The organism is Streptomyces sp. DSM 40868, from assembly GCF_011820545.1.
GTDB lineage: Bacteria > Actinomycetota > Actinomycetes > Streptomycetales > Streptomycetaceae > Streptomyces > Streptomyces eurythermus.
The window spans coordinates 233,405-260,402 of record NZ_CP050504.1 but is presented as its reverse complement, the minus strand read 5'-3'; the positions used below and the strand labels follow the sequence as shown (position 1 = coordinate 260,402).

24 protein-coding genes and 9 pseudogenes are annotated in these 26,998 nt (G+C 68.5%); 17 read left to right on the top strand and 16 right to left on the bottom strand.

All coding sequences use genetic code 11. The features are described 5' to 3' along the window. Positions 1–35: 35 nt before the first annotated feature. Positions 36–920: a hypothetical protein gene (locus HB370_RS01195; RefSeq protein WP_030794740.1), complete on the top strand. Its 885-nt coding sequence runs from the start codon at positions 36–38 to the stop codon at positions 918–920. Continuing rightward, on the top strand, positions 920–1,642 hold the full coding sequence (locus HB370_RS01190) for a hypothetical protein (protein ID WP_157855687.1): 723 nt from the start codon (positions 920–922) through the stop codon (positions 1,640–1,642). The genes HB370_RS01195 and HB370_RS01190 overlap by 1 nt, the downstream gene beginning before the upstream one ends. 229 nt (positions 1,643–1,871) lie before the next feature. Here HB370_RS01190 and HB370_RS01185 read toward each other — a convergent pair whose 3' ends face one another. From HB370_RS01185 to HB370_RS01170, 4 genes and pseudogenes are all read right to left on the bottom strand, one after another. Next, the gene (locus HB370_RS01185; protein WP_030794734.1) at positions 1,872–2,324 is read right to left on the bottom strand and encodes a hypothetical protein; all 453 of its coding nucleotides are present in this window, start codon (positions 2,322–2,324) and stop codon (positions 1,872–1,874) included. Between the two features lie 734 nt (positions 2,325–3,058). Beyond that, the gene (locus tag HB370_RS01180; RefSeq protein ID WP_030794731.1) at positions 3,059–3,637 is read right to left on the bottom strand and encodes a GNAT family N-acetyltransferase; all 579 of its coding nucleotides are present in this window, start codon (positions 3,635–3,637) and stop codon (positions 3,059–3,061) included. Positions 3,638–3,850: 213 nt separating this feature from the next. Beyond that, positions 3,851–4,145 (bottom strand): annotated as a pseudogene (locus tag HB370_RS01175) (GNAT family N-acetyltransferase). 67 nt (positions 4,146–4,212) lie between these two features. Further along, complete coding sequence (locus HB370_RS01170) at positions 4,213–5,181, bottom strand: MerR family transcriptional regulator (protein ID WP_342451010.1); 969 nt, start codon at positions 5,179–5,181, stop codon at positions 4,213–4,215. A 952-nt stretch (positions 5,182–6,133) separates the two neighbouring features. On the opposite strand from HB370_RS01170, the gene HB370_RS01165 reads away from it, so the two are divergent. Then, on the top strand, positions 6,134–7,390 hold the full coding sequence (locus HB370_RS01165; RefSeq protein ID WP_342451009.1) for a Fic family protein: 1,257 nt from the start codon (positions 6,134–6,136) through the stop codon (positions 7,388–7,390). Here HB370_RS01165 and HB370_RS01160 read toward each other — a convergent pair. Both HB370_RS01160 and HB370_RS01155 read right to left on the bottom strand, forming a co-directional pair. Further along, positions 7,387–7,921 (bottom strand): annotated as a pseudogene (locus HB370_RS01160) (IS5 family transposase); the annotation flags it as partial. The gene HB370_RS01165 and the pseudogene HB370_RS01160 sit on opposite strands and share 4 nt — an antisense overlap. A gap of 193 nt (positions 7,922–8,114) precedes the next feature. Further along, positions 8,115–8,354, bottom strand: a pseudogene (locus HB370_RS01155) (transposase); the annotation flags it as partial. A 694-nt stretch (positions 8,355–9,048) separates the two neighbouring features. On the opposite strand from HB370_RS01155, the gene HB370_RS01150 reads away from it, so the two are divergent. Continuing rightward, complete coding sequence (locus HB370_RS01150) at positions 9,049–9,486, top strand: hypothetical protein (protein ID WP_167512931.1); 438 nt, start codon at positions 9,049–9,051, stop codon at positions 9,484–9,486. 220 nt (positions 9,487–9,706) lie between these two features. Further along, a pseudogene (locus tag HB370_RS01145) lies at positions 9,707–10,303 on the top strand (IS5 family transposase); the annotation flags it as partial. A 565-nt stretch (positions 10,304–10,868) separates the two neighbouring features. Here HB370_RS01145 and HB370_RS01140 read toward each other — a convergent pair. Continuing rightward, the gene (locus HB370_RS01140; protein ID WP_030795421.1) at positions 10,869–11,249 is read right to left on the bottom strand and encodes a hypothetical protein; all 381 of its coding nucleotides are present in this window, start codon (positions 11,247–11,249) and stop codon (positions 10,869–10,871) included. A 60-nt stretch (positions 11,250–11,309) separates the two neighbouring features. On the opposite strand from HB370_RS01140, the gene HB370_RS42425 reads away from it, so the two are divergent. Continuing rightward, positions 11,310–11,435, top strand: a complete 126-nt coding sequence (locus tag HB370_RS42425) for a hypothetical protein (protein ID WP_280117722.1) — start codon at positions 11,310–11,312, stop codon at positions 11,433–11,435. 95 nt (positions 11,436–11,530) lie between these two features. Here the strand turns inward: HB370_RS42425 and HB370_RS01135 are convergent, their stop codons facing one another. Continuing rightward, positions 11,531–11,722 (bottom strand): hypothetical protein, encoded by a 192-nt coding sequence (locus HB370_RS01135; RefSeq protein WP_030795423.1) that lies wholly within the window; start codon positions 11,720–11,722, stop codon positions 11,531–11,533. A gap of 311 nt (positions 11,723–12,033) precedes the next feature. Between HB370_RS01135 and HB370_RS41570 the strand changes: the two genes are divergently transcribed. The 3 genes from HB370_RS41570 to HB370_RS01125 all read left to right on the top strand — a co-directional run bounded on the left by HB370_RS41570 (position 12,034) and on the right by HB370_RS01125 (position 13,386). Next, positions 12,034–12,192, top strand: coding sequence for a hypothetical protein (locus HB370_RS41570; protein WP_244405328.1), 159 nt, complete (start codon positions 12,034–12,036; stop codon positions 12,190–12,192). Between the two features lie 9 nt (positions 12,193–12,201). Beyond that, complete coding sequence (locus tag HB370_RS01130; RefSeq protein ID WP_244405326.1) at positions 12,202–12,405, top strand: hypothetical protein; 204 nt, start codon at positions 12,202–12,204, stop codon at positions 12,403–12,405. A gap of 768 nt (positions 12,406–13,173) precedes the next feature. Further along, positions 13,174–13,386, top strand: a complete 213-nt coding sequence (locus tag HB370_RS01125) for a hypothetical protein (RefSeq protein ID WP_030795424.1) — start codon at positions 13,174–13,176, stop codon at positions 13,384–13,386. A gap of 112 nt (positions 13,387–13,498) precedes the next feature. Here HB370_RS01125 and HB370_RS01120 read toward each other — a convergent pair whose 3' ends face one another. Beyond that, the gene (locus HB370_RS01120) at positions 13,499–14,203 is read right to left on the bottom strand and encodes a hypothetical protein (RefSeq protein WP_244405324.1); all 705 of its coding nucleotides are present in this window, start codon (positions 14,201–14,203) and stop codon (positions 13,499–13,501) included. Between the two features lie 195 nt (positions 14,204–14,398). Between HB370_RS01120 and HB370_RS01115 the strand changes: the two genes are divergently transcribed. Further along, complete coding sequence (locus HB370_RS01115; RefSeq protein ID WP_030795425.1) at positions 14,399–15,058, top strand: M15 family metallopeptidase; 660 nt, start codon at positions 14,399–14,401, stop codon at positions 15,056–15,058. Positions 15,059–15,084: 26 nt separating this feature from the next. On the opposite strand, the pseudogene HB370_RS41310 reads toward HB370_RS01115, so the two are convergent. After that, positions 15,085–16,207: pseudogene (locus HB370_RS41310) on the bottom strand (IS630 family transposase). An 83-nt stretch (positions 16,208–16,290) separates the two neighbouring features. After that, entirely contained in the window at positions 16,291–16,464 is a 174-nt protein-coding gene (locus tag HB370_RS42620; protein WP_342451016.1) for a hypothetical protein, read from the bottom strand. A gap of 1,136 nt (positions 16,465–17,600) precedes the next feature. Here HB370_RS42620 and HB370_RS01095 point away from each other — a divergent pair. Next, positions 17,601–18,367: pseudogene (locus HB370_RS01095) on the top strand (IS5 family transposase). Positions 18,368–18,554: 187 nt separating this feature from the next. On the opposite strand, the gene HB370_RS01090 reads toward HB370_RS01095, so the two are convergent. Both HB370_RS01090 and HB370_RS01085 read right to left on the bottom strand, forming a co-directional pair. Continuing rightward, positions 18,555–18,728: a hypothetical protein gene (locus HB370_RS01090; RefSeq protein ID WP_157855691.1), complete on the bottom strand. Its 174-nt coding sequence runs from the start codon at positions 18,726–18,728 to the stop codon at positions 18,555–18,557. Positions 18,729–18,991: 263 nt separating this feature from the next. Continuing rightward, positions 18,992–19,408 (bottom strand): hypothetical protein, encoded by a 417-nt coding sequence (locus tag HB370_RS01085; RefSeq protein WP_030794834.1) that lies wholly within the window; start codon positions 19,406–19,408, stop codon positions 18,992–18,994. A gap of 136 nt (positions 19,409–19,544) precedes the next feature. Here HB370_RS01085 and HB370_RS01080 point away from each other — a divergent pair, with 136 nt between their 5' ends. The 4 genes from HB370_RS01080 (at position 19,545) to HB370_RS01065 (ending at position 24,373) form a co-directional block, all read left to right on the top strand. Next, complete coding sequence (locus tag HB370_RS01080; RefSeq protein ID WP_030794832.1) at positions 19,545–19,934, top strand: hypothetical protein; 390 nt, start codon at positions 19,545–19,547, stop codon at positions 19,932–19,934. After that, positions 19,931–21,658, top strand: coding sequence for a PrsW family glutamic-type intramembrane protease (locus tag HB370_RS01075; protein WP_030794830.1), 1,728 nt, complete (start codon positions 19,931–19,933; stop codon positions 21,656–21,658). Before HB370_RS01080 ends, HB370_RS01075 begins: the two co-directional genes overlap by 4 nt. Then, the gene (locus tag HB370_RS01070; protein WP_030794828.1) at positions 21,655–22,152 is read left to right on the top strand and encodes a hypothetical protein; all 498 of its coding nucleotides are present in this window, start codon (positions 21,655–21,657) and stop codon (positions 22,150–22,152) included. The genes HB370_RS01075 and HB370_RS01070 overlap by 4 nt, the downstream gene beginning before the upstream one ends. A gap of 73 nt (positions 22,153–22,225) precedes the next feature. Continuing rightward, entirely contained in the window at positions 22,226–24,373 is a 2,148-nt protein-coding gene (locus tag HB370_RS01065; RefSeq protein ID WP_157855690.1) for a hypothetical protein, read from the top strand. A 403-nt stretch (positions 24,374–24,776) separates the two neighbouring features. Here HB370_RS01065 and HB370_RS42615 read toward each other — a convergent pair whose 3' ends face one another. Further along, positions 24,777–25,022 carry a hypothetical protein gene (locus tag HB370_RS42615; protein ID WP_051816294.1) on the bottom strand — a complete coding sequence of 82 codons (246 nt, stop codon included), beginning with the start codon at positions 25,020–25,022 and terminating at the stop codon, positions 24,777–24,779. 322 nt (positions 25,023–25,344) lie between these two features. Next, positions 25,345–26,048 (bottom strand): annotated as a pseudogene (locus HB370_RS01055) (IS5 family transposase); the annotation flags it as partial. A gap of 197 nt (positions 26,049–26,245) precedes the next feature. On the opposite strand from HB370_RS01055, the pseudogene HB370_RS41565 reads away from it, so the two are divergent. Further along, positions 26,246–26,344 (top strand): annotated as a pseudogene (locus tag HB370_RS41565) (DUF6233 domain-containing protein); the annotation flags it as partial. A gap of 30 nt (positions 26,345–26,374) precedes the next feature. On the opposite strand, the pseudogene HB370_RS41560 reads toward HB370_RS41565, so the two are convergent. Continuing rightward, positions 26,375–26,510, bottom strand: a pseudogene (locus HB370_RS41560) (alkaline phosphatase); the annotation flags it as partial. Positions 26,511–26,728: 218 nt separating this feature from the next. Here HB370_RS41560 and HB370_RS01050 point away from each other — a divergent pair. Next, positions 26,729–26,926 carry a hypothetical protein gene (locus HB370_RS01050; RefSeq protein WP_051816292.1) on the top strand — a complete coding sequence of 66 codons (198 nt, stop codon included), beginning with the start codon at positions 26,729–26,731 and terminating at the stop codon, positions 26,924–26,926. Positions 26,927–26,998: the final 72 nt, after the last annotated feature.

Sequence of the window (26,998 nt, the reverse complement as noted above, 5' to 3'; positions counted from 1 at the left end):
CTCAAACGGGTCGAGCCTGCGGTGAGGGGTGAGGGATGGGTGGTGGCGCCGACGAGGCGACCCCGAAGCCGGAAGTGGTGAGCAATCAGATCACTGACAACACCGTTGTCTTCGGCCCTGTGGTGCAGGCCGGCACGTTCACCGGAGAGATCCACCATCACTATAGGGATGACCGACGACCGCTGGACTTGCTCGCACTGCGATTATGGGTCGACCGTATCGCGGCGGACTACCGCACGATGGTCGAGGACACCGGCGACAGGGCGGGCGCCGCGCACATCCGGCAGATTTCCCTTGTGCGCGCGGGACTGGACGACGCCGGTCCCGAGGACGAGCGGCGCAAGGATGCGGTCCGGCGCCTCGTCGTCGCCGGCATCATCAGCTACCTGGCCCGCCCCGGCGCTCCACCGGACGAGCCGGTGCCACAGCAGATCCTCCTCGACCTGATCGTCTTCTCGTTGTGGCCGGTGGTCACCGCCAGGAAGCTGCCACCGGGCTGGCAGGGCGAGCTCGCCCGGATCACCTCACCCCGGCTCGCGGCGCTCGTGGAACGAGCGCGAGATGAGCGCAAGCCCAGCGCCGAGACGTTCGCCCGCGCCGTGGCTGACAAGTCGTTCTCGTCGGCGATGGCCACGTTGTTCGATGACCTGGCCGATCCCCGCCGCGGTGGCGCCCTTCTGACAGCGATGGCGATCGCGGGTGGTCTGCCCGCCCCGCCCACCGGACGACGGGAAAGCAGGAAGGTCGCCGCATGGGCGCTCGCCATCGCAGGTGGCGCCGTACTGGCGGAAGCGTTGAGAGACCGTGATTCGCGGGCCGCCCGAATCATCGGCGATGTAGTCACCAACCTGCCCGTCGACCGGAGTGACTCTTTCGACCCACTAGGCCCGCTGGACCTGGTCGAATGGCTGATCGGCTGATGGACACTTCACTCGGCCTCATGCTCAGCGCGGCGCGGCTCACGGCGAGGATCAGCTTCTTCGGCGCCTTCGGACTGCTTCTCGTCACCCAGGGCAACCCCCGTGAGCTGCAAGGAACGGCCCGGATATTCCACTACTTGAACGCGGCGCCACCGACCACGCTCTTCCGTTGGCAGAAGGGCGAGGGGTACGAGGTCGTCGTCTACAACTCCGCCACGGACGAGGAGGAGGTGAAGCCCGCGTTGTTCCAGCCGGTCAGGTGGTCCCTGACCTACCTGCTGTGGCCGAAGAAGCACTCGCAGCCCAAGGACGTCATGGTGCGCGCTGCGCTGCTTGCCTTCTTGGCGCGGTTGCTGTTCTTCATCTTCTTCTTCCTCGGCTCGTTCTGCCTGCTCGGATGGCTGGCCGTCACCCAGAGCTGGCACTGGGGCGTCGCGCTGGAGGTACTGGCCGTCCATCAGCTCGCCTTCGCCCGCACCCACACCTACTTCGTGTGGTTGAGGGGGTGGCTCTTCGTGGTGATTGGCCCCGGGGTGTGGATGTACCTGCAAGGCGGAACGTTCGAAACGATCGCGGTGTGCACCGTCGGCGCACTGGTCACGATCGCCATCCTGGGACAGTGGTACATGGCGACGAGCCGGCGGTTCGAGCACATGCGCGACGTCGGGCGTGACCTGGGAATTGGTCCCTTCGCCCCCAAGCGTAGGGGCAGGCTTTGGTGAACCCGCCCACAGTACGACTCGGTTGTCGTCCTCCGCTCTGATGCGGAACCACCCGAAGAGTTGACCGAGGGCGAGCAGTGCCGCGGCGATACGCAAGCCCAGGAGCAGGCCCGCGCTCAAGCCAGCGATAGCTACGGGCGCTTCGGAGGTGCCACGAACACGCCCCTGGTTGAAGAACACGCCACCGTTGACCGCCTTGGACACGCTCTAGTCCTCCCTGGCCATTCGCTCACCCCTGCGTCGACCGCGCCTCGCCTTCGGAGGCGGGCGGAGGGGGAGCGGAGGTGGTGACGGACAAACCAGAAAAGTCACGCCCCTGCAGCACCGGCCCGTACACGGTGCCGCCGCTGATCGTGTTGTGGACGTCACCGTCACCGGTACGCACGAGCTTCGCCTGCTCATGCCACTGCCGCAGACCAACAGAGAACTCCGCGTCCACCACGGCCCGCACCGCCAAAGCTGTGCTCAGCGCCTGCGCACGCACCGCATCCCCGGGCTTCTCCTGAAGTCTGGCCAGCTCCGCCTCCCCGGAACTGACGGCCGGAGCCTGAGCGGACTCGCCCTGGCCACCCACGAGTGGGCGACGCACCAAGGTGGTCAGCCCCGACCAGAGCCGTCGTCCGAGCTCACCGCCGGCGCCCCCTGCCAGCGCTGCGAGGAGCGCCACCGAAATCGGATCCATGCCGTATCTCTCTTCGTATCTCCGCCTCCACCAGCAGGGGCCACGCTACGAGAAACCACGGTTGCACTGGACGCCAATCCGGCGGGCAGCAGCGGCAGCAGGTAGGCGCCCAGGCGCTGCGGGCCCCCTCCTGCGATCCGGCACCCGCCTGGTGCTCCTGGACGGTAATGGCGGACCTGGCCGCAGACAGCGGCAGATGCCTCGCGAATCTCGGCCGGTGACGACGGGCTCACCAGCTCATGGACGAGGGCATCGCCTTACTCCCGGCCACCCGCTCCAAGACGCGCGCGGCGTTCCCCACCTACCAGGCCGAGGCATACCTCCGCGACGGCGAAATCGAGACCGCCGCCGAGACCGCCACCCGTGCTGGAAGCGGGCGGACAACCCGGCTCGGTCAATGACCCAGGCGTCCCGGCTTCACTGCCCTGTGATCCCTTGCCGGCACTGGTACTTCACTGTTCGGCTGCGTACAACGGCCTTCCGGCACTGGGAACGAACCGCACTGCTGAGGCACGGGCCGCTGGACCAGGAGGAACCCGACGGTACCGTGACAGTGGTGACCGACGGTGCGGGCAGGCCATGACATCGGGGCGGCCACAGGCCCTGGGGCAGGACCGGATCCGGCGCGCTGGAACAGCGCTGGCACCCCGGCGGCATCGCGACAGCGGGTACCGCCGTATATCCACTGCCGGCCGGACATCGCCCTCGGCATCCTGGTCCAGCAGCGAGGGTCGCTAATGGCTCAGCCGGTCCGCTCGACCGTCCATGTCCGCGGCCAGGGCCGCGTAGATGTACTCGCTGCCCCAGCGATCCCCGTCGAGGTCGTTCTCGACCAGGTGCGCCTCCCGACGCATGCCGAGGCGCTCGCAGACTCGCGCGGACCCGGTGTTCTCCACATCCAGCCGTGCGTAGAGCCGGTGCACTCCCAGCTTGTCGAAGGCAAACCCGGCCAGTGCCCTGGCCGCCTCCGTCGCATAGCCGTGCCCCTGGCGACGCGGGTGGAGAGTCCAGCCGATCTCGGCCTGGGCGGCGCGGGCATTGGCCAGGGTGAGCGTCACCTCGCCGAGGAGGCCGGGCTCATCGCGTCGGCACACAGCAAGCGCCAGCTTGTCCCCGTCGGCGCTCCAGACCGAGTGCGCGGCGCGCTCGGCCGCAACCTGCTCACTGCGCTCCCGCGTGTGCGTCGGCCGGTACAAGTAGCGCGCCACGCTCGGCAGGCTCTGGTAGGCGTACAGGTCGTCGGCGTCGCCGGGAGTGAACAGACGCAGCGACAACCGGGGCGTCGTCAACGGCAGCAGCGAGGTGACGTCCATACGGACCTCCGGGATGCGGATGTGGATCAAGATGCGGAACTGATCGTCGCATCACGGTTGACGGGCGGCCACGCCTTTTCACCAGCAGCGCCCGACAGCCCCACTCCATCACGAGGCGCGGCACCAGAAGTTGCTTGCTGACCCCCACGCTCCTGGCTCCGGACGGCCTCGGCCGACTGCCGGGCTGAGCCCTGCTCGCCGCGCCGGCCCACATCAACGAGTGGTTGTGACGTACTGGTCCGACGACAGCTCGAACACCCGGACTCGCCGACCGCCGATGGGATTCACGGTCTCACGGACCGGATGCATCCCCAGCTTGGTCATGATCCGTTCGGAGGCGTCGTTGCCCACTTGAGTGATGCTGACGATCCGCTCAAGTCCCCGCTCTTCGAACCCGAACCGTACAGCGGCCTCGGCGGCCGGGCCGCCGCGAGTCTGCTGTTCGTCACGGACGCTGCCGTCACGTATCCACCGTATGACCTCGGGGTCAGGCGTTGATGGCGGCCATGGGCACGACGTCTTCCTCACGCCAGCGACGCAGGACCGAACGAGGAGTCTCAACCGTGACCGTTCGATCACTCGGGGGAGTTGTCGCGTAGCCAGGACAGGACCTGCTGGGCGTGCACGTTGGGAGGAAAGACCGGGTAGAAGGCGTGCTCGATCACCCCGTCGCGGATGACGAGGGTGAGTCGTTTGAACAGAGTCAGCCCGTCGACCTCGAACGTGGGCAGCCCGAGTGCCGTGGCCAAGTTCAGCCGAGGGTCGGACAACATCGCGAAGGGCAGGCGGAGCCGTTCGACGACCTCACGTTGATAGGTGGTCTCCTGGCTGGACAGGCCGAAGACCCGCCTCGCTCCGGCTGCGAGAAGCTCCTGGTGGTGATCGCGGAAGTCGCAGGCTTCGGTGGTGCAGCCTCGTGCTCCGGGTATGGAGTTCCAGCCGTGCGGCAGGTCGGCTTCCGGGCGACCCGTGAGCGGGTAGATGTAGATGACCGTGCGGCCAATGCCGAGGGCATCGATACCGATCATCTCGCCCGTGGTGCTGAGCAGTTCCAGGTGGGGCGCCCTGAGACCGGGAAGGTGGTCGGCCGCGCCGTCATCCTGCGGAACGGGTAGGTTCTCGGGCAGCCGGTACAAGTCGCTCATGGCGTGCTCTCCGTGGTCGGGCGGTGTCGTGCTGCTATTGCGGTGAGCGGCCTGTCTCAGGTGTGAGATCAGGGTCGCGCGGCGGGAGGTCAGCGCTTCGATCCGCTCGGTCAGCTCGTCGATGGCCTCGCGATAGCCGGCCATCGACGCCGGGCAGTCGTCGGCGTGCTGTTGCCCGGCCGCCAGGCACGCCAGGAACGGGCGCGTGCGTTCGACCGCAATCCCGAGGCTGCTCAGAGCCCGGATTTCGCGCACCGCACGCACGTCGTCCTCGTCGTAGTCCCGGTACCCGTTGGCCAGACGACGCGGGGTGATCAGCCCCAGCGATTCGTAGTAGCGGACCGCCTTGATCGTCACACCAGCGGATCTGGCCAACTCGCCGATTTTCATGCCGCTCATCTCCATGGACGCTAAACCCTGCCCTCAAGGGCAACGTCAACCACTCACCAGAGGCTGTCATGGGCGGCCCGTTGACCCGCCCGCGGACTTGTCCACCCAGGCCCTGCCTCCGGTGTCCGCGGACCGCCTGTTCGTCACCCGGGAGCAGGGCGCCACCGACTCTTCAGGACGTGATGGCCAGGGCGTGGGCCCGCGAGGCCGAGCGGGAGCAGGTCCGTGCTCGGCAGGAGGCGGCCAGGGGACGGAAACATGCGGAGCGCCGCGTCCGGCCGGGAAGGCCGGGGCGGGAACGTTGTCCGGGGTCATGACGCTGCTCCCTTGAGCAGAGGAGTCGAGGACAGCGGACACCTGTGGTGGTGTCGCCCGCATGTGATCAGGTTCGAGGTGCCGAGCGCATCGGTGTTCCGGCCCGCCGCCGTAGGCGCGGCGTCTGGCGAGGCGGCGGGCGAGTATGGAGCGGTGACGGCGACGCCGCTCAGACGGGCCGCAACGCTCATCCGGCATCGTGCGGCCGGTCCAGCCCGCCGAGTCCTGGAACCGCCTGTACTGGTTCTGCTGGATCAAAAGCCACCAAGCGACGCTGAACCTATGGCAGTTGATGTTCGGCAAACCGGCGTGACATCTCGAGAACGGGTTCGAAAGGGCGATCAGCGGCTTCGCTCCGACCACACGTACGCCGGAGGCACGCTTCTTGTGCGTGCTGACGGTTCACGGCCCGGCCCTCCGCCGACTGCGGCATCGCACACTCCGAGAGCCACAACCGCCCCGACGAGGGTTACGAGGAGCGGCCGGAAATTGAGTTGAAGCGGTATCGGCGGGCGGAGAGACTTGCGCGGTGATCGTAGAGCTGTCCCCCCGCAATCTGACCTGGGACGAGGTGGATCCCGCACGTCATCCGTTCGACAGCGAATCGGCAGCGCGGGTGGTCAGGTCACTCGGGCCGGCTCGACGGATGCCCCGACGCCCCGACGTACCGCTCGATGACCGCGCCCTGCGCGAATGGAGCTGGGACGAGGCCAAGCCCTGGACCGACGCCATGACGCAGGCCCTGGTCGAGCACTACGGCCGCTGGGTCGCCGGGTGGCGGTGGGCGCACGATGAAGGGGACTTCGACGGAGGGCCGGTCGGCAACTGGTGCTGCCCCCAGCACTCGGTCACCACTCCGGACGAGACCCTCGAGCGTGTGACCGCGGCGCTGTGCGAGTGGCGCGAGTGGCTGGAGAGCCTGGCCGCACGGTTCGAGGCACACCCACTGGACCTGGCCGGCATCGACGACCAGCGGATCCTGTGGGACCGCACCGCCCGCAACCTGATACTGCACGTCACCGACCGCACCGGCTGTGGCAGCGGCTGGTACGCACACTGCCATCAGGTACTCGAATGGTTCCTCAGCCGCTGGGGCGTCCCGGCCGACGACGCCGGGCGCCTGGTCGATCAGGCGATCGGCGGCCGGTTCGAAAGTTGGACCGGCCCCGACCCCGTACTGGTCGAGGACATCGCCGAGCAGCTCGCGGTCTCCATCCAGCCGGACGAGGACACCCGGGCCGCCGAGCCACCATTGCCCGACCACCTGGAGCGCTGGCTCGTGGTGCGGGAAGCCGTGCCATGGCATAACGCACAGAACGGCGGCGGAGAGGGCCCGGTGACGCCGGTCCGCGACGGGGCGGTGGAAGAGATCCGCGTCTTCGACGCGGTCCTGGACCCCGCCCGTGGGCAAGGCATGCTCACCGCCCTGGAGCAGATGCGGGCCGATGCCGCGCGCGGCGCCCGGCTCGACTTCGGTCTCATCCAGGGCTGGCAGCGGCACATCCTGGCCACGCCCGGACCGCCGCCGTTCCGCAGCCTGCCCGCCTTCGCCAAGGCCGGCCGGGAACGGTACGGCACGGGTCCCGACATCCGTGCCCGTCTCGACGCCTGCCTGGCCGAGAGCACCAAGGACACAACCCGGCCCCTCCCACTGACCGCCCGGGCCGCACGCGCCTTCCTCGACATCTGCTTCTTCCATCCCTTCGATGACGGCAACGCCCGTTGCGCGCTCCTTGCCTGCCTCTTCGTCCTGGCCCGCGAGCATGTCGCACTCGACGACGTACGACTGCTACGCCGCGTCTCCTTCCAGGCCGAGGAGCCGCAGGACGCATTGACCCTGGCCAGGTACATCGACCTCCACCTGCACGAAACCCGGCGAAGGACCGCCGTCCCCGCCTCTTAGAGGTCCTGACGAAGGCGTTGGACCTGGCGGTGTGTGATGAGGCAGGTGGCGAGGCCGAGGAAGGCTTCGTGGATGTCGTCGCGTCGTTCCCAGCGGATACGCAGGCGGCGGAAGCCGTGGAGCCAGGAGATGGTGCGTTCGACGACCCAGCGGAAGATGACCAGGCCGGAACCGTGCGGCTGCCCTCGTTCGGCGATCACGGGCCGGATGCCTCGTTTCCACGGCGGTCGGCGGTACTTGTCGTGGTCGTATCCGCGGTCCGTGAAGAGCATGTCCGGCCGCCGCCGTGGCCTGCCGACGACGCCGGCGACCGGTGGGACCTGGTCGAGCAGGGGCAGGAGCTGGGTGACGTCGTTGCGGTTGCCTCCGGTCAGCGACACCGCGAGCGGGATGCCCTGGCCGTCGACAAGGACGTGGTGCTTGCTGCCCGGCCGTGCTCGGTCGACCGGGCTGGGACCGCTTTTGGGCCCGGCGGGCCGCTCTGACGTGGGAGGAGTCGATCACCGCCCTCGACCAGTCCAGCTTCTTCGCCGGTCACTTGAGCAACAACTTCTGCCAGGACCTCTGACCTCCGCGTTTCAGTTGGTTCCGGTTGAGATGGGTTGCGGCGTCGGTGGTGTCTTCCGGGCCGTGTGAGGGTTGCGGGCATGCAGAGGGCCCGACACGGAGGCCGGGTTCTCCAAGGGTCCTGGGTTCGTGGTTGGGCAGGGACGGTCCCGCTGGGTCAGGTGGGCCGAAGCAGAGCCTTCAGTCGGTTGAGGGCGGCTGCCAGGTCCTGGCGCCAGGGCCAGGTGGCGGCGATCCGCAGATGTAGACGGCGGGCGCCGCGGGTGATGCGGGCCGCGGCACGGAGGAGCCGGTAGCGGAGCTTGTTCGGCTCAGCGGTGGCCAACTCACCGTTCAGCAAGAGCACTTGAGTCCAGGCGAGGAGGTCGATGGCGGCCGGGGACAGCTCCAGCCAGGCGGCCCTGCTCGACGCCCTCAAGGAGCCGGGACGGCAGTGAAGGAGTCAGCTCACGCCGCCCGGGGCGGCAGAGCAGGCGACAGTGCCGGGGAACGTCGGCGCGGTAGAAGTCCGAGTCTCCGGAAGCGTTCCGGAGCCGGCGTAGCCTCCGGTGGTGGGCACGACTCCTCCCCGGAAGTCATGGTCGCCCTGCGGGAATTGGCGTCCGAGCGAAGGCCTACCGCGTCACCGGGCCGGCCGGGGTGCGACGAGGAGCCGCCACCTCCTGCCGCCTGACGTGTCCTCCCCTCGTGCCGATGAGGGCCCCGGGCCCGGTGGGGGCCACGCCAGGCTTCTGGGCGTCTCCGTCGTGGGGCGCCCGATGGGACTGTCCACCAGGAGCGTGCGTGCGACGTTGCCGCACGATCGAGGGGCATTCCGCCGAGGGACATCCCTGACCACTCCGCGGAGCGCGGTGTTGCCTGCGCAACGCAGTGCCGCGTTTGCGTGCGACAGAACGCTGTGCGAGCCTGGTTGGCGGGACCTTCGATGCGTCATGTGCCGACTGGGCCGCTCGAATCGCTCAGCGCGCGAAGTGCAGGTCACGATGGGGTTCCTGGCCGCGGAAGCACTCGAACGTGCACGCTGCACGCGGTGGGTCGGCAGTGGTGCGACATCGCCGTTGGCGCACTCGACAGGGCCGTCCAAGCCAACCATGGAGGAGGCTGCAATGCCCGTCCAGGCTCGTCGCAGAAGAGTGAAAGTCATCGGGAGCACCGTGCTCACGCTCGCAGCAGTGGCAGCTGTCAACCCCATGACAGCCGTTTCGGCGCAGGCTGACGTGAACAGCCCGAGAGTCAACCTCGTGGTGACCGCGAGCTGTGCGAGGTTCGCGGACGATTCGGTTCCCACGGCGGTGACCGTCAGCACCCAGACCAACCCGGAGACGAAGTCGAAGAGCGTGGAGACCGACAACGAGTCGGCCACCTTCGGCGCGCTGAGGTTCCGGAACATCCCGTCAGCGGGGACCAAGGCGACGGCCACCGTCACCTGCGAGGATCCCGACGGAAATGACCAGCAGTACAGCAGCAAGGTCTTCACTGTGAAGCGCCCTGCTGGGACAGCGATCGTGCAGAAGATTTCCATCAGCTGAACAGAGGGCGCACGCCGGAGGCCGGTCCTTGTGGCCGGTCTCCGTGATGTCTTGGTGCGTGACGATCGACTCCGCCGGGACCGTGGCGAAGCACGGGCACCTCCACGCCTCACCCGGACGGTGATCGGCAGGCGGTGCCGTACGCGAGCCTAACGGACCGCTGCCGCCGACCCATGATGTGTCACATGGCCGCCGGTCACCGTCAACACCACGGGCGCGCTACTTCGCCAAGTGGCAGAAGGACGGCGTGTTCATCCAGCTCACCGGCATGCTCCGCCAAGCGCTACGGCAGAAGGAGGGCAAGGGCGCGGAGCCGTCCGCGTGCGTGATCGACGCGCAGAGCGTCAAGACCTCTGCCAGCGTCCCGGCCGCCGGCCAGGGCACGGACGCGGCGAAGAAGACCGTGGGCCGCAAGCGGAGCATCGTCACCGGCACCCTCGGACTGCTGCTCGCGGCGCTGGTCACCGCGGCGAGCGTGCAGGACTCCGTCGCCGGCACCGACCTGATCGGCCAGGTCGCGGCCGCTCACCCCACCATCCGCAAAGTCTGGGTCGACGGTGGCTACCGACAGCACCTCGTCGAGCACGCCGCCTGCCTCGGCATCGACATGGAAGTCGTTCAACGCGCCCCCGGCACCGAAGGATTCACCCCGAACCCGAAACGCTGGGCGGTCGAGCGCACGTACGGATGGTTGATGCTCCACCGGCGCCTGGCCCGCGACTACGAGACCCTGCCCGCCCGCTCCGAAGCCATGATCCACCTCGCCATGACCAACCTCATGGCCCGCCGCCTCACCGGCGAAGCCACCATCTCCTGACGCGACCCGACACCACAGGATCAAACACCAATTCCGGGATGAAACATCGGGAGAAAACGACCTCTCAGAGCCCACCCGGCCCTCAGACCCGATGCCGCACTGAGCAGATGCGGGGTGAGGCTCTGCAGTACTCCACCAGCGCCCTGTCCGGCTCGGCGCTCTCCAGGCCGTCGATCCCGGTGCCGGCCGGCACCGTCTTCAGCAGCCGGCTCTCGCCGAACACGGCACTCGGCGACCAGAACGGGCGGCGGCCGCTCGCCGCTCCACCCGGGGCACCAGCGCGGTCGGGGCGTCGCCGGCACCGCCCCACGCCGCTTCCAGGGTGGCAATCACTCGCAAGACCTGACCAGTTCAGTTCTGATGGCATAGGCGGCCACGGGGTTGCGGGGTGGGTGCGTCACGCCGGCCTTGGCCGTGTGGGGTGCGGGACGTGCGGGGGCCGCCGCACCAGGTGGGTGGTGCGGCGGCCCCTTGACGGCGGTGGTTCCGATAGTCCGGCTCTTCGGGCCCGTTCTCCCAGGGGTCGCTCGGACGCCGCTTCATGGACGGGCGTCCCGGACGGTTCTCAGCGCGTTCCCCGCATGCGGCCGAACCATGACGGATCGTCCATCGTGCCCTCGTCCTCGTGCCACTGCGGAGGCGCCGATACGACGAAGCTGCGTAGGCCATCGCCCAACACGAACAGACGTCCGGGCTTGACCTCCACCCCGTAGTCCAGGCCGGCCTTCTCGCATTCCCCGGCGTCGGCCCGGTGGATGACCAGACCGTCGTAATGGGGACGGAGGAGCATGAGGTCGACGTTGGCGAAGTGGATGTCGATCCGGGTCGCCGGCGGCATGTCCCGGCTGCTGCGGAGGAGCAGCCTGCGGTGACCGACGGAGTACTGCCAGACCCTGAAGTACCTGTCCGATCGGAACATCTCGCAGCCGGTGGATTCGGAGGTCATCTCAGTCATTCAGCACGCCCCAGTTCGGTTTTGGTATGGCACTACTTTGCCCTCTTTGCTGTGTCGTGCCATGTTGCGCAGATCGCCACCTGCCTGGCCGAGCTGGAGCACGAGTACATCACCGCCGTCGACAATGGCGAGCCGCAGTTCCTGCCGTGGTCTCCGAGCGGGCCCGCGCCAAGCTGAACCAGATCGCCGCCCGCACGACCCGCCCGCCCAAGCAGTCGGCCCGGACGCTCGCGCAGCTGCGCGCGTGGTGGAAGGCGAGCGCGATCCTCACCTCAGAGGTCGCCGCCGACATCGTCACCTCCCTCCTCGATCAAGTCCGCGCCGCAGCCACGGCGTTCCGGGCCCGGGTCGCCGCCGTGGTCGACATAGCGCTGGCGGACGTCGACGTCACCGCGACGGAGTTCGTCATGAACGACGGCGGCCGTTTCCACCGTCGGCAACTGCTTGCCGAAGCCCGCCGCCACCTTGCTCTTGTCCTGCGCAGCCGCCGCCGCGCTCCCGGCCTGGACGACGGATCGTGGCCGCCGCCATCCCCACGCACTGCCTGGACATCAGCGAGCCGAAGACCGTACGCGGCCGGGAGACCGGCTAACGCCTCTACACCGCCCGGTGGTTCCTGTCCGACCTCCCCGCCCTGGCGCCCGATCCGGACCGGCAACCCCCAGCCGATCCCGGCGAGCCGGCCGAGAACCGGCCCCCGGGCCAGGACGCGGGGGAGTGGGAGATCCCCCGCAGCCTGCTCCAGTGCGAACGCGCCGTCCTCACCGGCGCGGTGGTGTGCGAGAAGCTGCGCACCACCACCGTGCGGGGCCGGGCGTACGACGTCGCCCGGCACCAGCAGGCGGCGATGCGCGAGCAACTGCTCGCGCCCGAGCACGATGACCAGGAGCAGCAGCCCGGCCGCCGCGAGGCGCTGGACCTGACGGCGCTGTGAGCCCTGCGGGTGTCGCGCACCGACGTGCAAGCCCTCGACCTCACAGCCGAGCGGCTGCGCCACCTCCAGGACGCCTTCACCGCAGCGGCCGACCAGGCCGCGCCACGATACCGCTACGCTGCCGAGAGGCCGCACCCGGTGCGCGAGGACGCCCAGCAGGCGAACCGCCCGCAGGAGCCCGGACCGCACCGCGGCCGGGAGGCCGGCCGCTGAGCGCATACGGTGCTGCGTTTCGCACCGGCGATGCCGCATCCACTCCACTCGGTGGGCTTCTCTGTCCCACCTCGTCCGATGGCCTCCACCGAGTGGCCCTTACCGCCACCCGGTGGCATCCACTCCCTGGGGGAGCAGCGGACCAACCCCGTGCCCGCGGGGATGGTCCCTGCAAGTTCCGCCAGCGCACCACCGACGGCGCCACCACCACCTACACCTACGAAACCCTCGGTCGCCTCACCAAGGCTGTAGAAACTAAGTCCAACTCCACCACGGCCGGCTGGGCCTACTGCTACGACAAGGCCGGCAACCGCACCGGCCGCTCCTCGGGCACCAGCCTCCCCACGTGTGACAAGCCCCAGCACACCTTCACCTACAACGACGCCGGCGAACTCACCGCCTACGACACACGGCGACCGGCTTCACCTACGACGGCGCCGGCAACGAAACCAGTGCCGCCAGCCCCACCGGCACCCGAACCAACGAGAACTGGACCCCGTACACCCAACTCGCCGCCTACACCCAGTCCGGCGCGACCACCAGCCACACCTACGAACGTCACAGCAGCTGCCCGCTCGTCTGCCAGCCTCGCTGCAGGGTACGTGGTAGGTGCTGTCTGTGAAGCGGCCACCGGACCAGAGAGCGGGTTCATGTCGACAGCAGGATGCTTCGCTGCAGGCTAACTGACGAGTAAAAGCGTCGAATCCTGGCTTTCCTGAGGTCTCCGGCGCACTCTCGTCCAGGCTCACGAACCAGTAGGAGGTCAGTATGGGGATCGGCCGCAGGATCGAGAACGGCGAGGACGGGACTCGCGGTCACCCGTGGGGCAACTTGATCGCAGCGTTCCTCGCTGTCTACCCGCTGATCGGCATCGTGATGACCGTGACTGGCTCATCGGTCAGACAGGCATGGCTGGCACCGCTGCCTGTGCTCCTCGTGGTCGGAGCCGGTATCGGTGTGACCCGGGCTCGCCGCCGGTGATGCGCTCCGTTCCAGTGAAAACGAAGATCCCTTTGAGGGCCTGAGGAGACTGGCCCAACTCAACACGCAGGGCGTTCCGCACAGTCAGACGCGGAACGCCCTGCCGCCCAGCTCATACCGCGGTGCCGTTATCACCGAACAGCGGCATCTGCGCCACGAGAGCGCGCTGTGTTGGCCAGCCCGCCGAGAACGTTCCCCTGCCGCGGATGCGCACCTGTCGGCGAGACCAGTAGATCGGCCAGGGCGCGGCCAGGGGCCTGGGACAGTGTGGTGGTGCCCGGTGTACTGCGGGCGGCCCGCTGCGTCGTAGCGGCCCAGCAGCACCGTCCGGGGCGCCGTGAGGGAACCGGTGACGGCACCGACCACCGCTTCGGTGGTGGCCCGCACCTTGTACTTCCGCCACGATCGAGCGCCCCGGACGTGGCTCGTCCAGCCGTTTGAAGCACAGCCCTGCCAGCCCGGCCGCCGTCCAGTCCAGCCATCCGCGTGCCGTCACCGGATTGGTCGGCACGGGCACAGCGTCAGCGATGCCCCGCGATCCGTGGTCGGCGAACAACGACTCCAGCGCCGCGCGCCTCCGCTGGCACGGCCAGCCGACCACGTCTCCGCCAGCGTGCACCAAATCGCAGACCACGTACTGCGCCGGCCACTGGCGCGCCGCCTCTACCGCCCCCGCCCTGCGCCGGGCGAGGCGCTGCTGAAGCCGCTCGAACGCGAGCTGGCCGGACTCCCACATCACGAGCTCGCCGTTCAGGCCGGTGTCGGCGGGCGGCTGTGCGAGGGCCGCCTCCCGAATTTCGGGGAAGGAGCCGGTCACGTCGGTTCCTTGCCTCGAGCGCAGCAGTACCCGGCCGCTTGTGCACGGCGAGCTGGGCTCGGTAGCCGTCCTTCATCAGACTTCGTTGTGTCTCATGAGACACAATGACCGCCCCTCTAGTGCTTTGGCCAGGAACGTACGCCGGGTGGTTGAGCAACGTTGTGTTCGTTGACCGTGCTCGCGGATCATCGCGGGATGAGCGAGATCATCTTGATGTCGGATCCACGGGTAGCAGCTGTCCCCGTACATGAGTGCGGTGAGCGGCTGGTCGATGTCCGGAGGGGGCCGCTCCTCGTGGACTTGCGGAAACAGGACGACTCGGACGCGTTCTTCTACCTGCGAGAAGGCGTGCTGGAGCGTCTGCTCCAGGCACAGGCGCACTTGCCGGCCGATCTGGGGCTGCTGGTGGTGGAGGGCTATCGCCCTCCGACGTTGCAGCGGCGCTATTTTGAGGAATACGCGGCCAGATTGCGAGCCGAGCAGCCTGGCTGGACCGACGAGCAGATCCGGTCGGCGGCGAGCCGTTTCGTGTCGCCACCGGAGATCGCGCCGCACAGCGCGGGAGCGGCAGTGGATCTTACGCTCGTGGATGCGGACGGCCGTGAGCTGGATCTGGGTACATCTATGAACGCGACTCCAGAAGAGAGTGCCGGCGCCTGTTACACCGACGCTGATGGGATCAGCGCGCAGGCCCGCGCCCACCGGAAAATCCTTGGACGCGTGTTGACGGCCGTGGGCCTGGTGAACTACCCGACGGAGTGGTGGCACTGGTCGTTCGGTGACCGCTACTGGGCGTTGGCCACTGGAGCGGCAAGCGCCTATTACGGACCGAGCCCGCACAGCGTCCCCGAATGAATTTTCGGCTGAGTCGCGGTAGCCCGTCAGGCTGTCGCAGTGAGAGGGCGTCCACCCCGACGGATGCCCTTCTCGCTGCGGATGCGGGCGCGCTCCTTGCGCTGTGCGGCGAGCACGTCGGGGTGGCGGGCGTTGGCGTTGCGCCAGCGCAGATATGCGTGCAGGGCCCGGGTCTGCGCGGGGTGGCTGCAATCATTTGAATTGGGCAGAGTGAACTGCCGCAAAGCTCCGAAGTGCGCCTCGATCGGGATGGCCCAGGAGGCGTAGGTCGGGGTGAAGCACAACTCGACGCGGTTCTTCCTCGCCCAGAGCCGGACGGTCTCGCCTTTGTGGGCGGAGGGGTTGTCCAGGATGACGTAGATCGGGGCGCCGTCCGGGCGGGCCGCGCGGGTCGACTTCAGCGCGACGAGTGTGTTCGTGGCGCCCTTCTTGCTGCGGTTGACGCCCCACAGCCTGTCGTCGCCGAGCGAGTAGCAGCCGTGGAAGTACCGCACCCCGTGGGTGCGGTGGTAGGTCGCGGGATGCCGCTCGGGGTGACCGGCAGGAGCCCAGCACGAGCCGGCGGTGGGCCGGATGCCAAGCGGCCCGAACTCGCCGAACGCGAACACGCGATCCGGGAATCGCTCCAGCACGTGTTCGATGTGGTCGAGCTTGGCGTCACGCTCCGGGTCAGGTGACTCCTTCCATGTCTTGGTGCGCTGAAAGGTGATTCCGCGGCGGGTAAGCAGGCACCGTAAACGCCTCGCGGCTGATCCGGATCACGCGACCGTGCACGCGGCGCAGGTAGGCGGCGAGTTTGCGGATGGACCAGCGGGTGAAGGGCTGGCCCAGCTTGGTCGGGCGGGTGGTGGCCGTCTGGACGACGAAGTCCTCGTCGTCAGTACGGAGAAGGCGGGGACGGCCTCCCGCCCACCGAGGGTCCAAACAGGCCAGGCCGATCTCGTTGAACCGATGGATGACGTCCCGGACTGTGTCTTCGTCGGCCTGCACCAGCTTCGCGATCATCGGCACCCGGTTCCCGCCAGCCGAGGCCAGCAGCACCATCGCGCGCCCGAACCGCACCGAACTGGTACTGCCCCGGCGCACGATCTGCTGGAGCTTCTGCCCTTCTTGGCCGGTCATCCTGCGCACCCGGACAGGCTCAGTCACCACACCGCCAGCGGTCGGATCGGACGTCACCGCACATCCAACCGCCACGACCATCAACCCGGCCGACCTATGTGGTCAGAGCACTAGTAACGGTGGTTGGGCCAGTGCGGGTCCGTCCAGCGAGCGGGGCCGGTGAGTCCTATCAGCCGGATGCGGTGCAGCAGGTTGTCGGGGGCGTCCTGAGCGAGCAGCCGAGGCGGGGCGTGGCGGACGAGCCAGGACGCAAGCTCGCTGACCAGGGCGTCTGCGTTTCCCATTGCTCTCCAGGGGAGTTCGTCACCGAGTAGGTCGTATTCCCAGTGGGCTGCCGCTGTGGCCAGGTGCTGGTCGGCAACGCGATGGTCGGCTGTCTCCCAGGTGCTCAGCCACGGGCTGAGCGTGGTGGATGCCTCGGCACACAGAGCGAGAACTTCGTGCACGGGGACAGCGGGGGATGGATCGCTCAGAGTGTGAGCCCACCAGGCATGCAGAAACTCCTGTACCGCCGCACTCTGGAGCGCGGGCCATTGTTGCCAGCTGCCTCGAGCGAATGAGTGTCCGACCTCCTCCATTCCGAAGAGCGGCTCCACGGTGCCGCTGACCAAAGCTCTGGAGAGTTCGGGAAGGACGCGGCGCAGCACCGCGCCGTGGTCGCTCCAGTCGGGGGCGCTCCAAGTGCGGTACAGAAGGTCTGGACCGAGCTCCGCGTCCGGAACCTTCAGCAGCTTGAGCTCTTCCTCGCTGCCCCAGTGGCAGTCACACTGCGTTTCGTCCTCGCGGGCGGTCATTCCGCGGAACGTGGAGGCCAAGCAGTCCAGTGCGCTGTCAAGTCGGAGTCGTGCAGGAGTCGTGTCGCTGTTCATGGTCGTTGGCCAGCCTCAGGGGGACTCCGGAGGCTTCGCCGCCCGAAGATCGCGACACTACCGGTCACGCGCACGAATGTCACCGGAGTTGCAGAGGCTGGTCAGCCTGGCATAGCCGAGGCCGGTGTTCTGCCCGGCCTTCAAGTGTCTGGAGAACCGTTCCACTCCTCCAGCGTCCTCGGCTCGTTGGGCCGGAGGTGGCCGCCGCCCTGCAGTGGCCGTGCGGGCGATAGAGGTCCATGGGCGCTCTGCGCCTTCGCGCGTACGGTGCGAGCGGGTCGTACGATGGCGCGTCTGGCCGACCGGCAGCCGGCGAACGCTCCGACGGTCGAAGCCTGGCTTGAAGACCTGATCGATGGCCCCGCGATCCCTTACGCCGACGCCCCCGGTCCGGCACTCAGCCCTCACCCATCGGTTCAGCACCGGACAGAGCCGAATCCGACGTCGTACCCCGCGCGATAGCTCTCCTCCGGGAGATCACCGCGACTAAGAGGCCCTAACAGAAGTTGTTGATCAAGTGACTAACGGCTTGTCTGGTCGTTGGTCGGGTCGTGGGGAAGCGTCAGTCGCGGCCGTGGATCGTGTCGGACGAACTGTGGTCGCTCATCGAGCCGTTGCTGTCCGAGCCGGGGCCGAAGCTGGTAGCGGGCCGGCAGGCGTTGTGCGGGATCCTGTTCGTGCTGCACACCGGGATCCAGTGGGAGTACCTGCCGCAGGAGCTGGGCTTCGGCTCCGGGATGACCTGCTGGAGGCGCCTGGCCGCCTGGAACGAGGCCGGCGTGTGGGAGAAGCTGCACCTGGTGCTGCTGAGGAAGCTGCGGTCGGCGAAGAAGCTGGACTGGTCGAGGGCGGTGATCGACTCCTCCCACGTCAGGGCCGCCCGCCGGGCCCAAAAGCGGTCCCAGCCCGGTCGACCGAGCACGGCCAGGGCATCCCGCTCGCGGTGTCGCTGACCGGAGGCAACCGCAACGACGTCACCCAGCTCCTGCCCCTGCTCGACAAGGTCCCACCGGTCGCCGGCGTCGTCGGCAGGCCGCGGCGACGGCCGGACATGCTCTTCGCGGATCGCGGATACGACCACGACAAGTACCGGCGTCTGCTGTGGAAACGAGGCATCCGGCCCGCAATCGCCGAACGCGGCCGGCCACACGGCACCGGCCTGGGCATCTCCCGCTGGGTCGTCGAACGCACCATCTCCTGGCTCCACGGCTTCCGCCGCCTGCGCACCCGCTGGGAACGACGCGACGACATCCACGAAGCCTTCCTCGGCCTCGCCACCTGCCTCATCACACACCGCCACGTCCAACGCCTTTGTTAGGACCTCTAAGGCTGGTGACCGGCAACGGTGGCCTGGTGCAGGTACGGGTCGTCGGGAGGCAGTGTCTGGTGCCGCGCGAGCACGGCGAGGTCATCTTCGAACGGAATGACGCGCACGGTCGGTCGGCGACGTACGTGCCCGATTTCTGCTGCCGTCGCCGGCGTAGTTGCGGTCGTGACCGCCGTAGTCAGAGTGTGCTGTAGGCGATAGAGGCCGCCACGAACCGGCCGGGTTCGGCCGCTGCCATCAGCTGACGCTGGGGTTCCCGTTCGTCGCCGCTCAGCGGCAGCCCGAGGTCATCGGACACGTACAAGGCGACATATCCCACCTTCTTCGCGAGGTAGTCCCAGCGCGGTGGCACGTCGCCCGGCAGCATGGGCCGGCTGCGAGGAGTACGGCCAGTAGCTTGGGCATCAGCGGGCCGTTCGTGCCGAGGCTCACTTCCCCATGCGGGTTCCGGAGGGCGTACCAGGCAAATTTGTCCTGGGACATACCGGCAGACCATGCCTTGGTCGTGACTTCGGTGGTGCTCATCCAGGTGCCTCATCTCGTGCGCGGTCGGGTGGCCCCTGGCGGATTGACGATCGGCTGTTCTCCCGCGACTTTCATTGACCTGATTGATCGTCATGCCATGTGTGTGCTGGCTGAGGCCCATGCTCCCTGCACGGCGCGGTTTTCGGTATCGGTGGGCTGGCCGGCGTCGATGGGCATCAATCGGGCCGTGATGATCGTACGGCGGAGCTTGGCGGTCATGTCGGAGAACGCCGGGTGCGTCTTGGTGAGGTCTGCGGCGAAAAGCCGGTCAGCACGGTCAGCTCGGCGGTGATCTCGTCGGTGAGTTCCAGCCAGCGCGGAATGGGGCTTCGCGACCCTGGACGCGGACCACTTCACCGCCATGATCCGTCCGGGCACCACCGCCTCGGTGCGTGTGGCGGACGGACTCGGCTTCACCGTCCTCCGCGCGGACGAACTGCTGGGCAACCCTGTCACCATGTACTCGCCGCGTCGGCCGACGCCCCCGATGTGGGTCAGGGCGCTCAAACGCCTCATTGTGAAGAAATGGTCTCGTCCTGGCGTTGATTCTGTGACATTCATCACGCCTGACGGCTCGTGACTGTCTGATACGCGGCATGAAGAGGCTGTCATCTGCCGATGCGTCAGTTACGAGAACATTCACGTGAACCTGTTGGAGGACGAGAACAAGCACAAGGACGGGGACGCGGTGGAGTCGCGTGTCGGTGAGCCACGTCCGCAGACATGGTTCCTGGTGGTTGGCGCGATGATCGGTGTGATCGCCCTGGGGACGTCCCTGGCCGTGCAGTTCTCGGGGTCCATCGACCCCGAGATGCCGAAGATCCCGGGGCTTCCCTCCCTCTCCCCGGGGCCCGAGGGCATTCCGACGGGGCTTCCCACCACGCCGGGCGGTCCGACCTCGCTGCCCACCGAGTTGCCCTCCTTCTCCTGGCCCGCCGATCCGCCCACGGGCGGAGTGCCCACGGATTTCGAGTTGCCCACGGACCTTGAGCTGCCCACGGACCTCCCCGGCCTGCCGGGTGATGTCTCATGACGGAGCGACCCACCATCGGCACCCCCACACCCCCCTCCGACCCCGCCTCTCCCTCCACCCCTGCCCCCACGTCCACGCCCGCGTTCACCGTCGCGGCCGGCGGACGGCTCCTGCGGCACGACGAGGTCACCCGGGGACGCGCCCTGCTCGTGGCCCGGCTGGTCATCGGGGTGTACCTGCTGGAGCTGTTGCTCAATATGACCCGGCCGCATGTGCTGCCCGACGAGCCCTCCCTCACCATCTTCTGGCGGTTTCCGGGGATGCCGGAGGAGGGTGTGCTGGACTCGTTCGGCTCCCTCTTCGCGATCCCCCGGACCGCCTTCTGGGGTGTGCTCGCGGGCATCGTGGTGGGTATCGCGCTCCAGGCGGTCATCGTCCGGATGCCGTCGAAGGACCGCCGGGCCACCGTCCTGACCTGGGCTGCGCTGGCGGCTCTCCTGGGCTCGTTCGCGCTGTTCTCCCTGTTCATCCTCGCGAAGTCCCCCCTGCTCGTCCTCGCCTGCGTCCCCACCAGCGCGTTCGCCCTGTGGCTCATCCACCGGGCGCAGCGGTTCGGCTGGCTGCCACTGCCGATGCTGCTCACGGCGTTCGGCTGGGGCGCGCTGATCCAGTGGGGTGTGGGCCGCGCCTTCACCAACCTGGCGTACGGCACCATCAACGGCTACATGTACGAGGGCACGGACCTTACCGGGTCCACGACCGACGGATCCGGCAACCAGGTCGACTTCACCTTCACCTTCGACCTCGGCTACCGGACGATCGACGTCACGCTGCTTCACCTGAGCACGGTCAACCAACTGGCCGCAGCCGTCGGCGTCGTCCTGCTGATCCTGATGTTCCGGCACCGTGTCACCGATGTCGTGACGGGCCTCGTGCTCGGCGCAGCCGCCGGGCTCGGATACAACTTCACGGAAAGCGTCATCGCCATCGAGCTGTGGTCGATCCTGAGCAGCCTCAACGGCGCGACCGGCGGCTTCGAGTACTGGATCCGCCAGTCGGCGTCCCTGTTCGGCAGCCAGGTCGTCTTCGGCGCGCTCGTCGGCGCCGGGATCGGACTCGCGGCCCAGACGCGGCGACGCGCACAGCGTGTCGGCCTGGTCACCGCGGGGCTGGTGGCGGCGATCGGCGGGGCCGTGGCCAACGAGGTCCTGTCGGCGTGGCTGTCCGGGCTGGTCCGCGACCATGTCGGCATCGGCGGGACGCTCGACACCCTGGTGATCTCCCCGGCCATCTGGCTGGCGCCGCAGGTGCCGTTCCTCACGGTGTGCCTCCTGCTGCTGCGCTCCGGGATCCGGGCCCGCGTCGCCGCCGCGCGTACGGCGGTGACGGCCGAGGCCGCCGAGGCCGCCGAGGCGGGCGTCGGTGGCGCCATCACCGAACGCGAGGTGCCGTTCCTCATGGACCCGGCCCTGCGGTTCTGGGCCCTGGTGAGCACATGGCGACGGCACGGACCGGCCGCGGCACGGGCGTTGCGACGCTTCCAGCGGGCGCAGTTGGAGGTGGCCGGCTGGCGCTGGCAGCAGGAGCGCGCCGCCGCGGAGGCGAAGGCCCTCGGCGCACGGGAACAGCCGCAGGCACAGGAAGAGCGAGAAATACAGGACGCTCAAGAAACACAGGAAACTCAGGAAGTCCAGCAAGCTCAGGAAGCGCGGGAAGAGGGAGAGGCTTTGCGGGCGAGAGCGATGCGGTTGCGTACGGACGTCGGTCGGCTGGTGGGGTCATGACGTCACGCACCGCTGTCACGGCGACCCGACGCACGGCCGGTGCGCTGTGTCTCCGCACGGCCGGTGCGCTGTGCGTGCTGCTCGCGGCGCTGCTTGCGCTTCTGTCGACCGCTCCCACCGCGTCCGCCTGTGACGTCAGCTACCGGTATGTGCCCTCGATCAAGTTCGACGGGTCCGGTTTCGGCGTCAAACAGTGCTCCAACGCCACCTCTCTGGCGGGCACTTCACTCCTCGCCCTCGTCGCGGCAGCGGCCCTGACCGCCGTCGGTGCCGCCCTCTTCCGCAAGGGCGAGGCCACCGCGAGGACCCTCGGCGACGAGACCGGACCGGCGCGGGTCCTGGAGGACTACCTGCGGGCCCCCCACGCCACCGGGGACGCGCCCGCGGCCGGGAGAGGCCACGCTCCTCAGGCCCCAGATGGTCGCGTTCCACACCCCCAGGAAGGCCACGACCCGCGGGGCGAGGGAGGCCGTGATGCGGATCCCCTCGCCTAGGCGGGCGGCGCACCGACGCCTTTGGTCGCGCCTCGTCACCCTGGTCGTCGCATCGGTCGCGACTGTGTCGCTGGTGGCACCGGGGGCCCTGGCGAAGCCCTCGGCGCCCGGCTCCGATTCCGACGACGTAAGTCTGATCGTCCCTCAGGGCAAGAGCCTGAACTCCCACCAGGAGAAGCAGGAAGCCTCCGAGAGGCTGCTCGCGACCCCGATGGGACGCGACTTGGCGCGGGCGCGGAAGAAGTTCGGAAAGAGATCCATGCCCGGGAACGTGTCGGTGGAGTACTTCGACCTGGGCTGGCTGAAGGATGACCCCCAGTTCTCCTGGCTCAACGTCGAGCAGTTCTACGACCGTCTGACGAGAGGACTCAATTCCCACTGGTCCCACTTCCGCATCGAGGGAAAGTACGAGATCGACGCGTTCGCGGTCCCGTACCGGGAGGAGAACGAGGACCTTTACGAGGAACTCGGGCTCGGCAGCCAGAGTCGCTTGATCAGAGCCAGGTCCTACAACGTGTACCAAGGGATCCACTCCGAAGAGATCCCCATCCTGCGCTTCCAGTCCATTGCCGAGGCGGCGATCCGTCTGGAGCGCAAGAAACTCAGCGCCCAGCAGGTGAGGGATCTGGCCCTCGAGATGGTGCACGGTTCCGGGGCGGGACTCATCAGCGAGAACAGTCCCTGCATGAAGAGCTGCGACAAGAAGACCAATTTCTTCCCGGTCAGGAAGGCGATCTCCTACTACGGCTACGGGAAACCCACGTCGGATCTGTCCGTGGCCACCGCGCGGGAGGTCATGAGCAAGACCACGCCCGCGATCCAGAAGAGGGACGAGGCCCGCGAGAAGCAGGCGGAGTCGCAGATGCAGCAGACGATGAACCTCTCGCAGGGTGACTGCTCCACCGTCAGCGCCCCCCTCGCACCCGGCCGGGCCGACGGCGAGGGGCACCGGGACGGCCTCGTCCTGGCAGCGGCACAACTGGCCGCGCCCTGTGATCCGGAGGCGTCGTCCAGTGGTCTCGGCAAGGCGCTCACGTCCGCCGACTACGGCGGTGTCGACTTCTCCACGATGGAACTGCGCTACCTCTCCGACCGCCCCGACACCGAAGGAGTGCGGTACGCGTTCTCGGCACAGTCGAATTCCGCAGGAGAGGAAAGCTACCGGGACCCCGAATCCGGTTACAGCGCGCTGACCACCACGGCGGAGGATCTACGGACCTGGCTGGTCCTCGATCCGCAGGATTTCTGGGTCAACCTCAATCCCACGGAACCGGACCGCATCATCGATCCGACCCTGGGGCGCACCAACGCGGGCCGCGCCATGCTGGAGGCCGATCTGCAGATGAAGCGCACGGAGGCGAAGATCCTGCACCCCGACTCGAAAACGGGGGCACGTTTCTGGCGGGAGTTCCGGTCCGCGGCGGACGGCTCGTCCTGCTTTTCCGGCCGTATGTGGATCGTCCCCGGAAAGGTCGAGGTCCGAGAGGACGGAGACGAGTTGTACGTCCTCGACGCACAACTCGACGTGAAGAGCGAGTCCGAGAACATCGACGACCCCTACACACCGCCCTGCACAGCCGACGCTGCGACGGCCGCCCACAACGAGGACCTGGACCGGACACTCGTCCTGCCCGAAATCGTCAAGGCGGTCAACACCGCACCTGAATACGCGCCTCTGCGCCGGGCCTTCATGGCGCGCGTCGTCGCGCAGTGGGTGCGCGAGAGGCACCAGCAGGGGCACCGCACCTCGTTCGACGACCTCATCGACTCGAAAGACCTCGGTCCGGCCGCGATGAGCGGCGACTGGCGGCCCCGACAGGTCTTCGACGACTACGTCGACTCCTACCGGAACAAGGAGTTCGACCTCACCCGCGAGACCCGCGACGGCGACACTACCCGCGTCAACCGCTACGTCTACGGCGGCGCCGACTTCACGAAACTGGACCTGACGACCGTGGGGAAGGCGGAGGCGGAGCGACGCTTTCCGCAGCTGGCCCGGTCGGCGCGGACCTCGGCCGACAGCCCGGTCACCGCGGCCGACGGTTCGCTGTGGCTGGGCGGCTCGGCAGACCTGCCGGACAAGGGCTTCTGGGAAGGCCTCTCGGACAAGGTCACCGGACTGACCGGGGGGAACGGCACGACACTGGTGCTGATCCTCCTCGCCGGCGGCGCCGTCACCTTCGGCTTCCGCACCCGCGGCCGGCAGCGGCCCGCCGCATGAGAACCCAGCACCCAAGGACATGGCAGGGAGCCACGTGCGTCTTTGCGACAAGCTCACCGTGATCACAGGCGCCGCGCTGGCGTCGGGGAGACCGGATCGGCGCCGGTCATGTGCGGCGGCTCACCGAGCTCTTCGCCGGGCGTCCTCTCGCCGTCGAACTCCACGGCGGCGAGCCGCTCGGCGCCCCCGTTGCTGTCGTTGCTCGCGGGTTCGCCGCACAGTTTGGCCAGTGTCCAGGCCTGCTTCTCTGCCTGGGCAGCAGAGCAGCAGTCACCGGCCAGGACAACTGGATCGTGGAGAGAGGTTGAGGGCTGCTTCCCGGAGCCGTGTGCACTGCTGCACCTCGGCGGCGGCCGGCCTCCCATGGCGCTGACGGGGGGCGGCCGCGGACCGGCGCCAACTGTCAGGTCAGGGACACTCCGCGGCCGCCGAAGATTTCGGCGAACTGAGCCACGGGCAGGCTCGCGTTGCGGGCCGGGGCGGTGTGGCCGGAGGGGTTGCGAAAGTGGACCGTGTCGCCCTGGCGGCCGGTGACCAGCACGAGGTGGCCGCACATGCCCGGGGCGGGGTTCTCGGGGCGGCGAATCTCTTTGTGCACGGAGGCCATCACGACGCGCCCGCGGTCGAGCAGGGTGAGGAGGTTGGGCACGGTCAGGTCCCGTCCACCTCGGCGTCCAAGGGGTGGACGTCGCGTACGTACTGGGCGAAGGGGGCGTAGATCAGGCCGCGGATCGCGCCGGTGTCGGCGTCCTCGGTGTACGCCCCGTACTTCCGGGTGCCGTTGAGCGGCGAGTGCGTCGGCCTGGGCCCGGTCGCGTGCCTCTGCTGCCTGGTAGGCCGAGTTGCGGGCGTAGTCGGCGGAGAACTCTGCCTGGGCGGCGGACTCCTCGGCCGCTGCGGTGTCCTGGGCGGCGCGGTCGGCGGCGGCGTCCGCGTCGGGGGCGTACCCTGCGGCCTGCTTAGGCATCGTCTCATTTGGTGAGTCTGCGGTAGCAGATGAGGGTGCAGGCGATGGAGGTGAAGGCGAGGAAGTGGTCGGCCTTGCGTTCGTAACGGCGGCGCAGGCGACGGCATCCGGTCAGCCAGGGCATTGTCCGTTCGATGGTCCAGCGGTGCCGGCCCAGCCGGGTGGGTGATTCGGTGCCCTTGCGGGATGCGGTGCCGGATGCGGCGCTCGCGCAGCCATCGGCGCAGGTCGTCGTAGTCGTAGCCCTTGTCGCCGTCGAGTGTGGCGGGCCGCCGCCTGCGCGGGCCGCGCCGGGAGCGGATCGGAGGGATGCCATGGACAAGGGGCTTGAGCGCCTGGCTGTCGTGGAGGTTCGCACCTGAGATGCCGATGGGCAGGGGCAGACCGGTCCGCTCGGTGATCAAGTGGATCTTCGAGCCTTTCTTGCCCCGGTCGACAGGATTCGGACCCGTCAGCTCCCCCCTTCAGAGCCCGCATGTTCACCGAGTCGATGGCGCACCGCGACCAGTCCAGCTCCCCGCGCGAGCCCGGTTCGTCCAGGACCAGGCGGTGCGGCTTCGCCCAGACCCGGGCGGCACTCCACTCGGTGAAGCGCCGGTGCGCGGTAGGCCCCGACGGCCCGGAGACCGGCGGCAGCTGCTGCCAGGTACAGCCCGTGGTGGCCACGAAGATGATCGCCGCCAGCACCTCACGGTCGCCGTACCGGCGCCGCGGCATGGGAGTCGCGCTTGCCCAGCCGCTCCAGGACTTTCTGTCTCGCGCTGCGCTTGGGTGCCACCGGATGTTGAGCCGGCTGCGGGACCGTTTTGACGGACAGGCGGAATACCGGGCGGACGAAAACGCGGCCCGGGTCGCCTCTGTACACGGGGGCTGACTGCTGAGCCGCCGCCCGGAACGGTCGGTGTCACCCCACCACCCGGCAGCAGGCACTCGACCTCCTGCTCCAAAGTGTCCCGACCTGCGTCCACTGCCGACCCGACACCGCCCTCGGCATCCTCGAATAGGCGCGGTCACCCCGGTCGGCTGCCGAGTGACCCGTGGTCGGCGGTGATGACGACCAGTGTGTCGGGGGTGCTCGGAAACGTACTGGCGGGCCACCTCCACGGCGCGGTCGAACGCGGTGACGTCGCCGATCTGGCCGCAGGGGTCGGAGTCGTGATTCATCTTGTTGGCGGGGGCGGCCCGCCGCTGGCGCGAAGCCGAAGCTCGTCGAGCGGGACCGCGAGACACCAACCGCCGCCCATGGTCCCCTTCCTGCGCGGAGTCTCAACCGGGAGAGCCGCTCCCCTCGCGCCGCCCATGCGTCCCGGGGTCCTGTCGCCGGTCTCACCGCCGCTCACCAGGCGTCGGGTGCGCTGCCCACCCGCTCGATCGGCCGGCCCTCGCCGTTGCGCCGGTCGAAGGCCGACCAGGACCCGACGACGTGGCTGCCGCCCGCCACCGGCTACCGCTGCCAGTACGTCATCGACTGGGTTGCCGACAAGACGGGCTGGCGCCTGAGCATCGACGCCGGCGAGGAAGCCGCCCTGTCCCAGGTCCTCAGCCACTGCCCCAACACGCCGGTCACCGTCACCCTCGCCCGGTAGCACCGGGACGCTGCGGCCCGAACACCGGGTGGTCAGTCCTGCACCGGCAGATCGGTGGTGTAATCCGCGAGG

Excerpts from the sequence above, each read along its gene's own strand:
- HB370_RS01140 (WP_030795421.1), bottom strand. The coding sequence starts at position 11,249 with ATGACCTCCGAATCCACCGGCTGCGAGATGTTCCGATCGGACAGGTAC.
- HB370_RS01185 (WP_030794734.1), bottom strand. The coding sequence starts at position 2,324 with ATGGATCCGATTTCGGTGGCGCTCCTCGCAGCGCTGGCAGGGGGCGCC.
- HB370_RS01170 (WP_342451010.1), bottom strand. The coding sequence starts at position 5,181 with ATGAGCGGCATGAAAATCGGCGAGTTGGCCAGATCCGCTGGTGTGACG.
- HB370_RS01190 (WP_157855687.1), top strand. The coding sequence starts at position 920 with ATGGACACTTCACTCGGCCTCATGCTCAGCGCGGCGCGGCTCACGGCG.
- HB370_RS01195 (WP_030794740.1), top strand. The coding sequence starts at position 36 with ATGGGTGGTGGCGCCGACGAGGCGACCCCGAAGCCGGAAGTGGTGAGC.
- HB370_RS01165 (WP_342451009.1), top strand. The coding sequence starts at position 6,134 with ATGCCCCGACGCCCCGACGTACCGCTCGATGACCGCGCCCTGCGCGAA.
- HB370_RS01150 (WP_167512931.1), top strand. The coding sequence starts at position 9,049 with ATGGAGGAGGCTGCAATGCCCGTCCAGGCTCGTCGCAGAAGAGTGAAA.
- HB370_RS01180 (WP_030794731.1), bottom strand. The coding sequence starts at position 3,637 with ATGGACGTCACCTCGCTGCTGCCGTTGACGACGCCCCGGTTGTCGCTG.
- HB370_RS42620 (WP_342451016.1), bottom strand. The coding sequence starts at position 16,464 with ATGGGAAACGCAGACGCCCTGGTCAGCGAGCTTGCGTCCTGGCTCGTC.
- HB370_RS01115 (WP_030795425.1), top strand. The coding sequence starts at position 14,399 with ATGAGCGAGATCATCTTGATGTCGGATCCACGGGTAGCAGCTGTCCCC.
- HB370_RS01070 (WP_030794828.1), top strand. The coding sequence starts at position 21,655 with ATGACGTCACGCACCGCTGTCACGGCGACCCGACGCACGGCCGGTGCG.
- HB370_RS01075 (WP_030794830.1), top strand. The coding sequence starts at position 19,931 with ATGACGGAGCGACCCACCATCGGCACCCCCACACCCCCCTCCGACCCC.
- HB370_RS01125 (WP_030795424.1), top strand. The coding sequence starts at position 13,174 with ATGGGGATCGGCCGCAGGATCGAGAACGGCGAGGACGGGACTCGCGGT.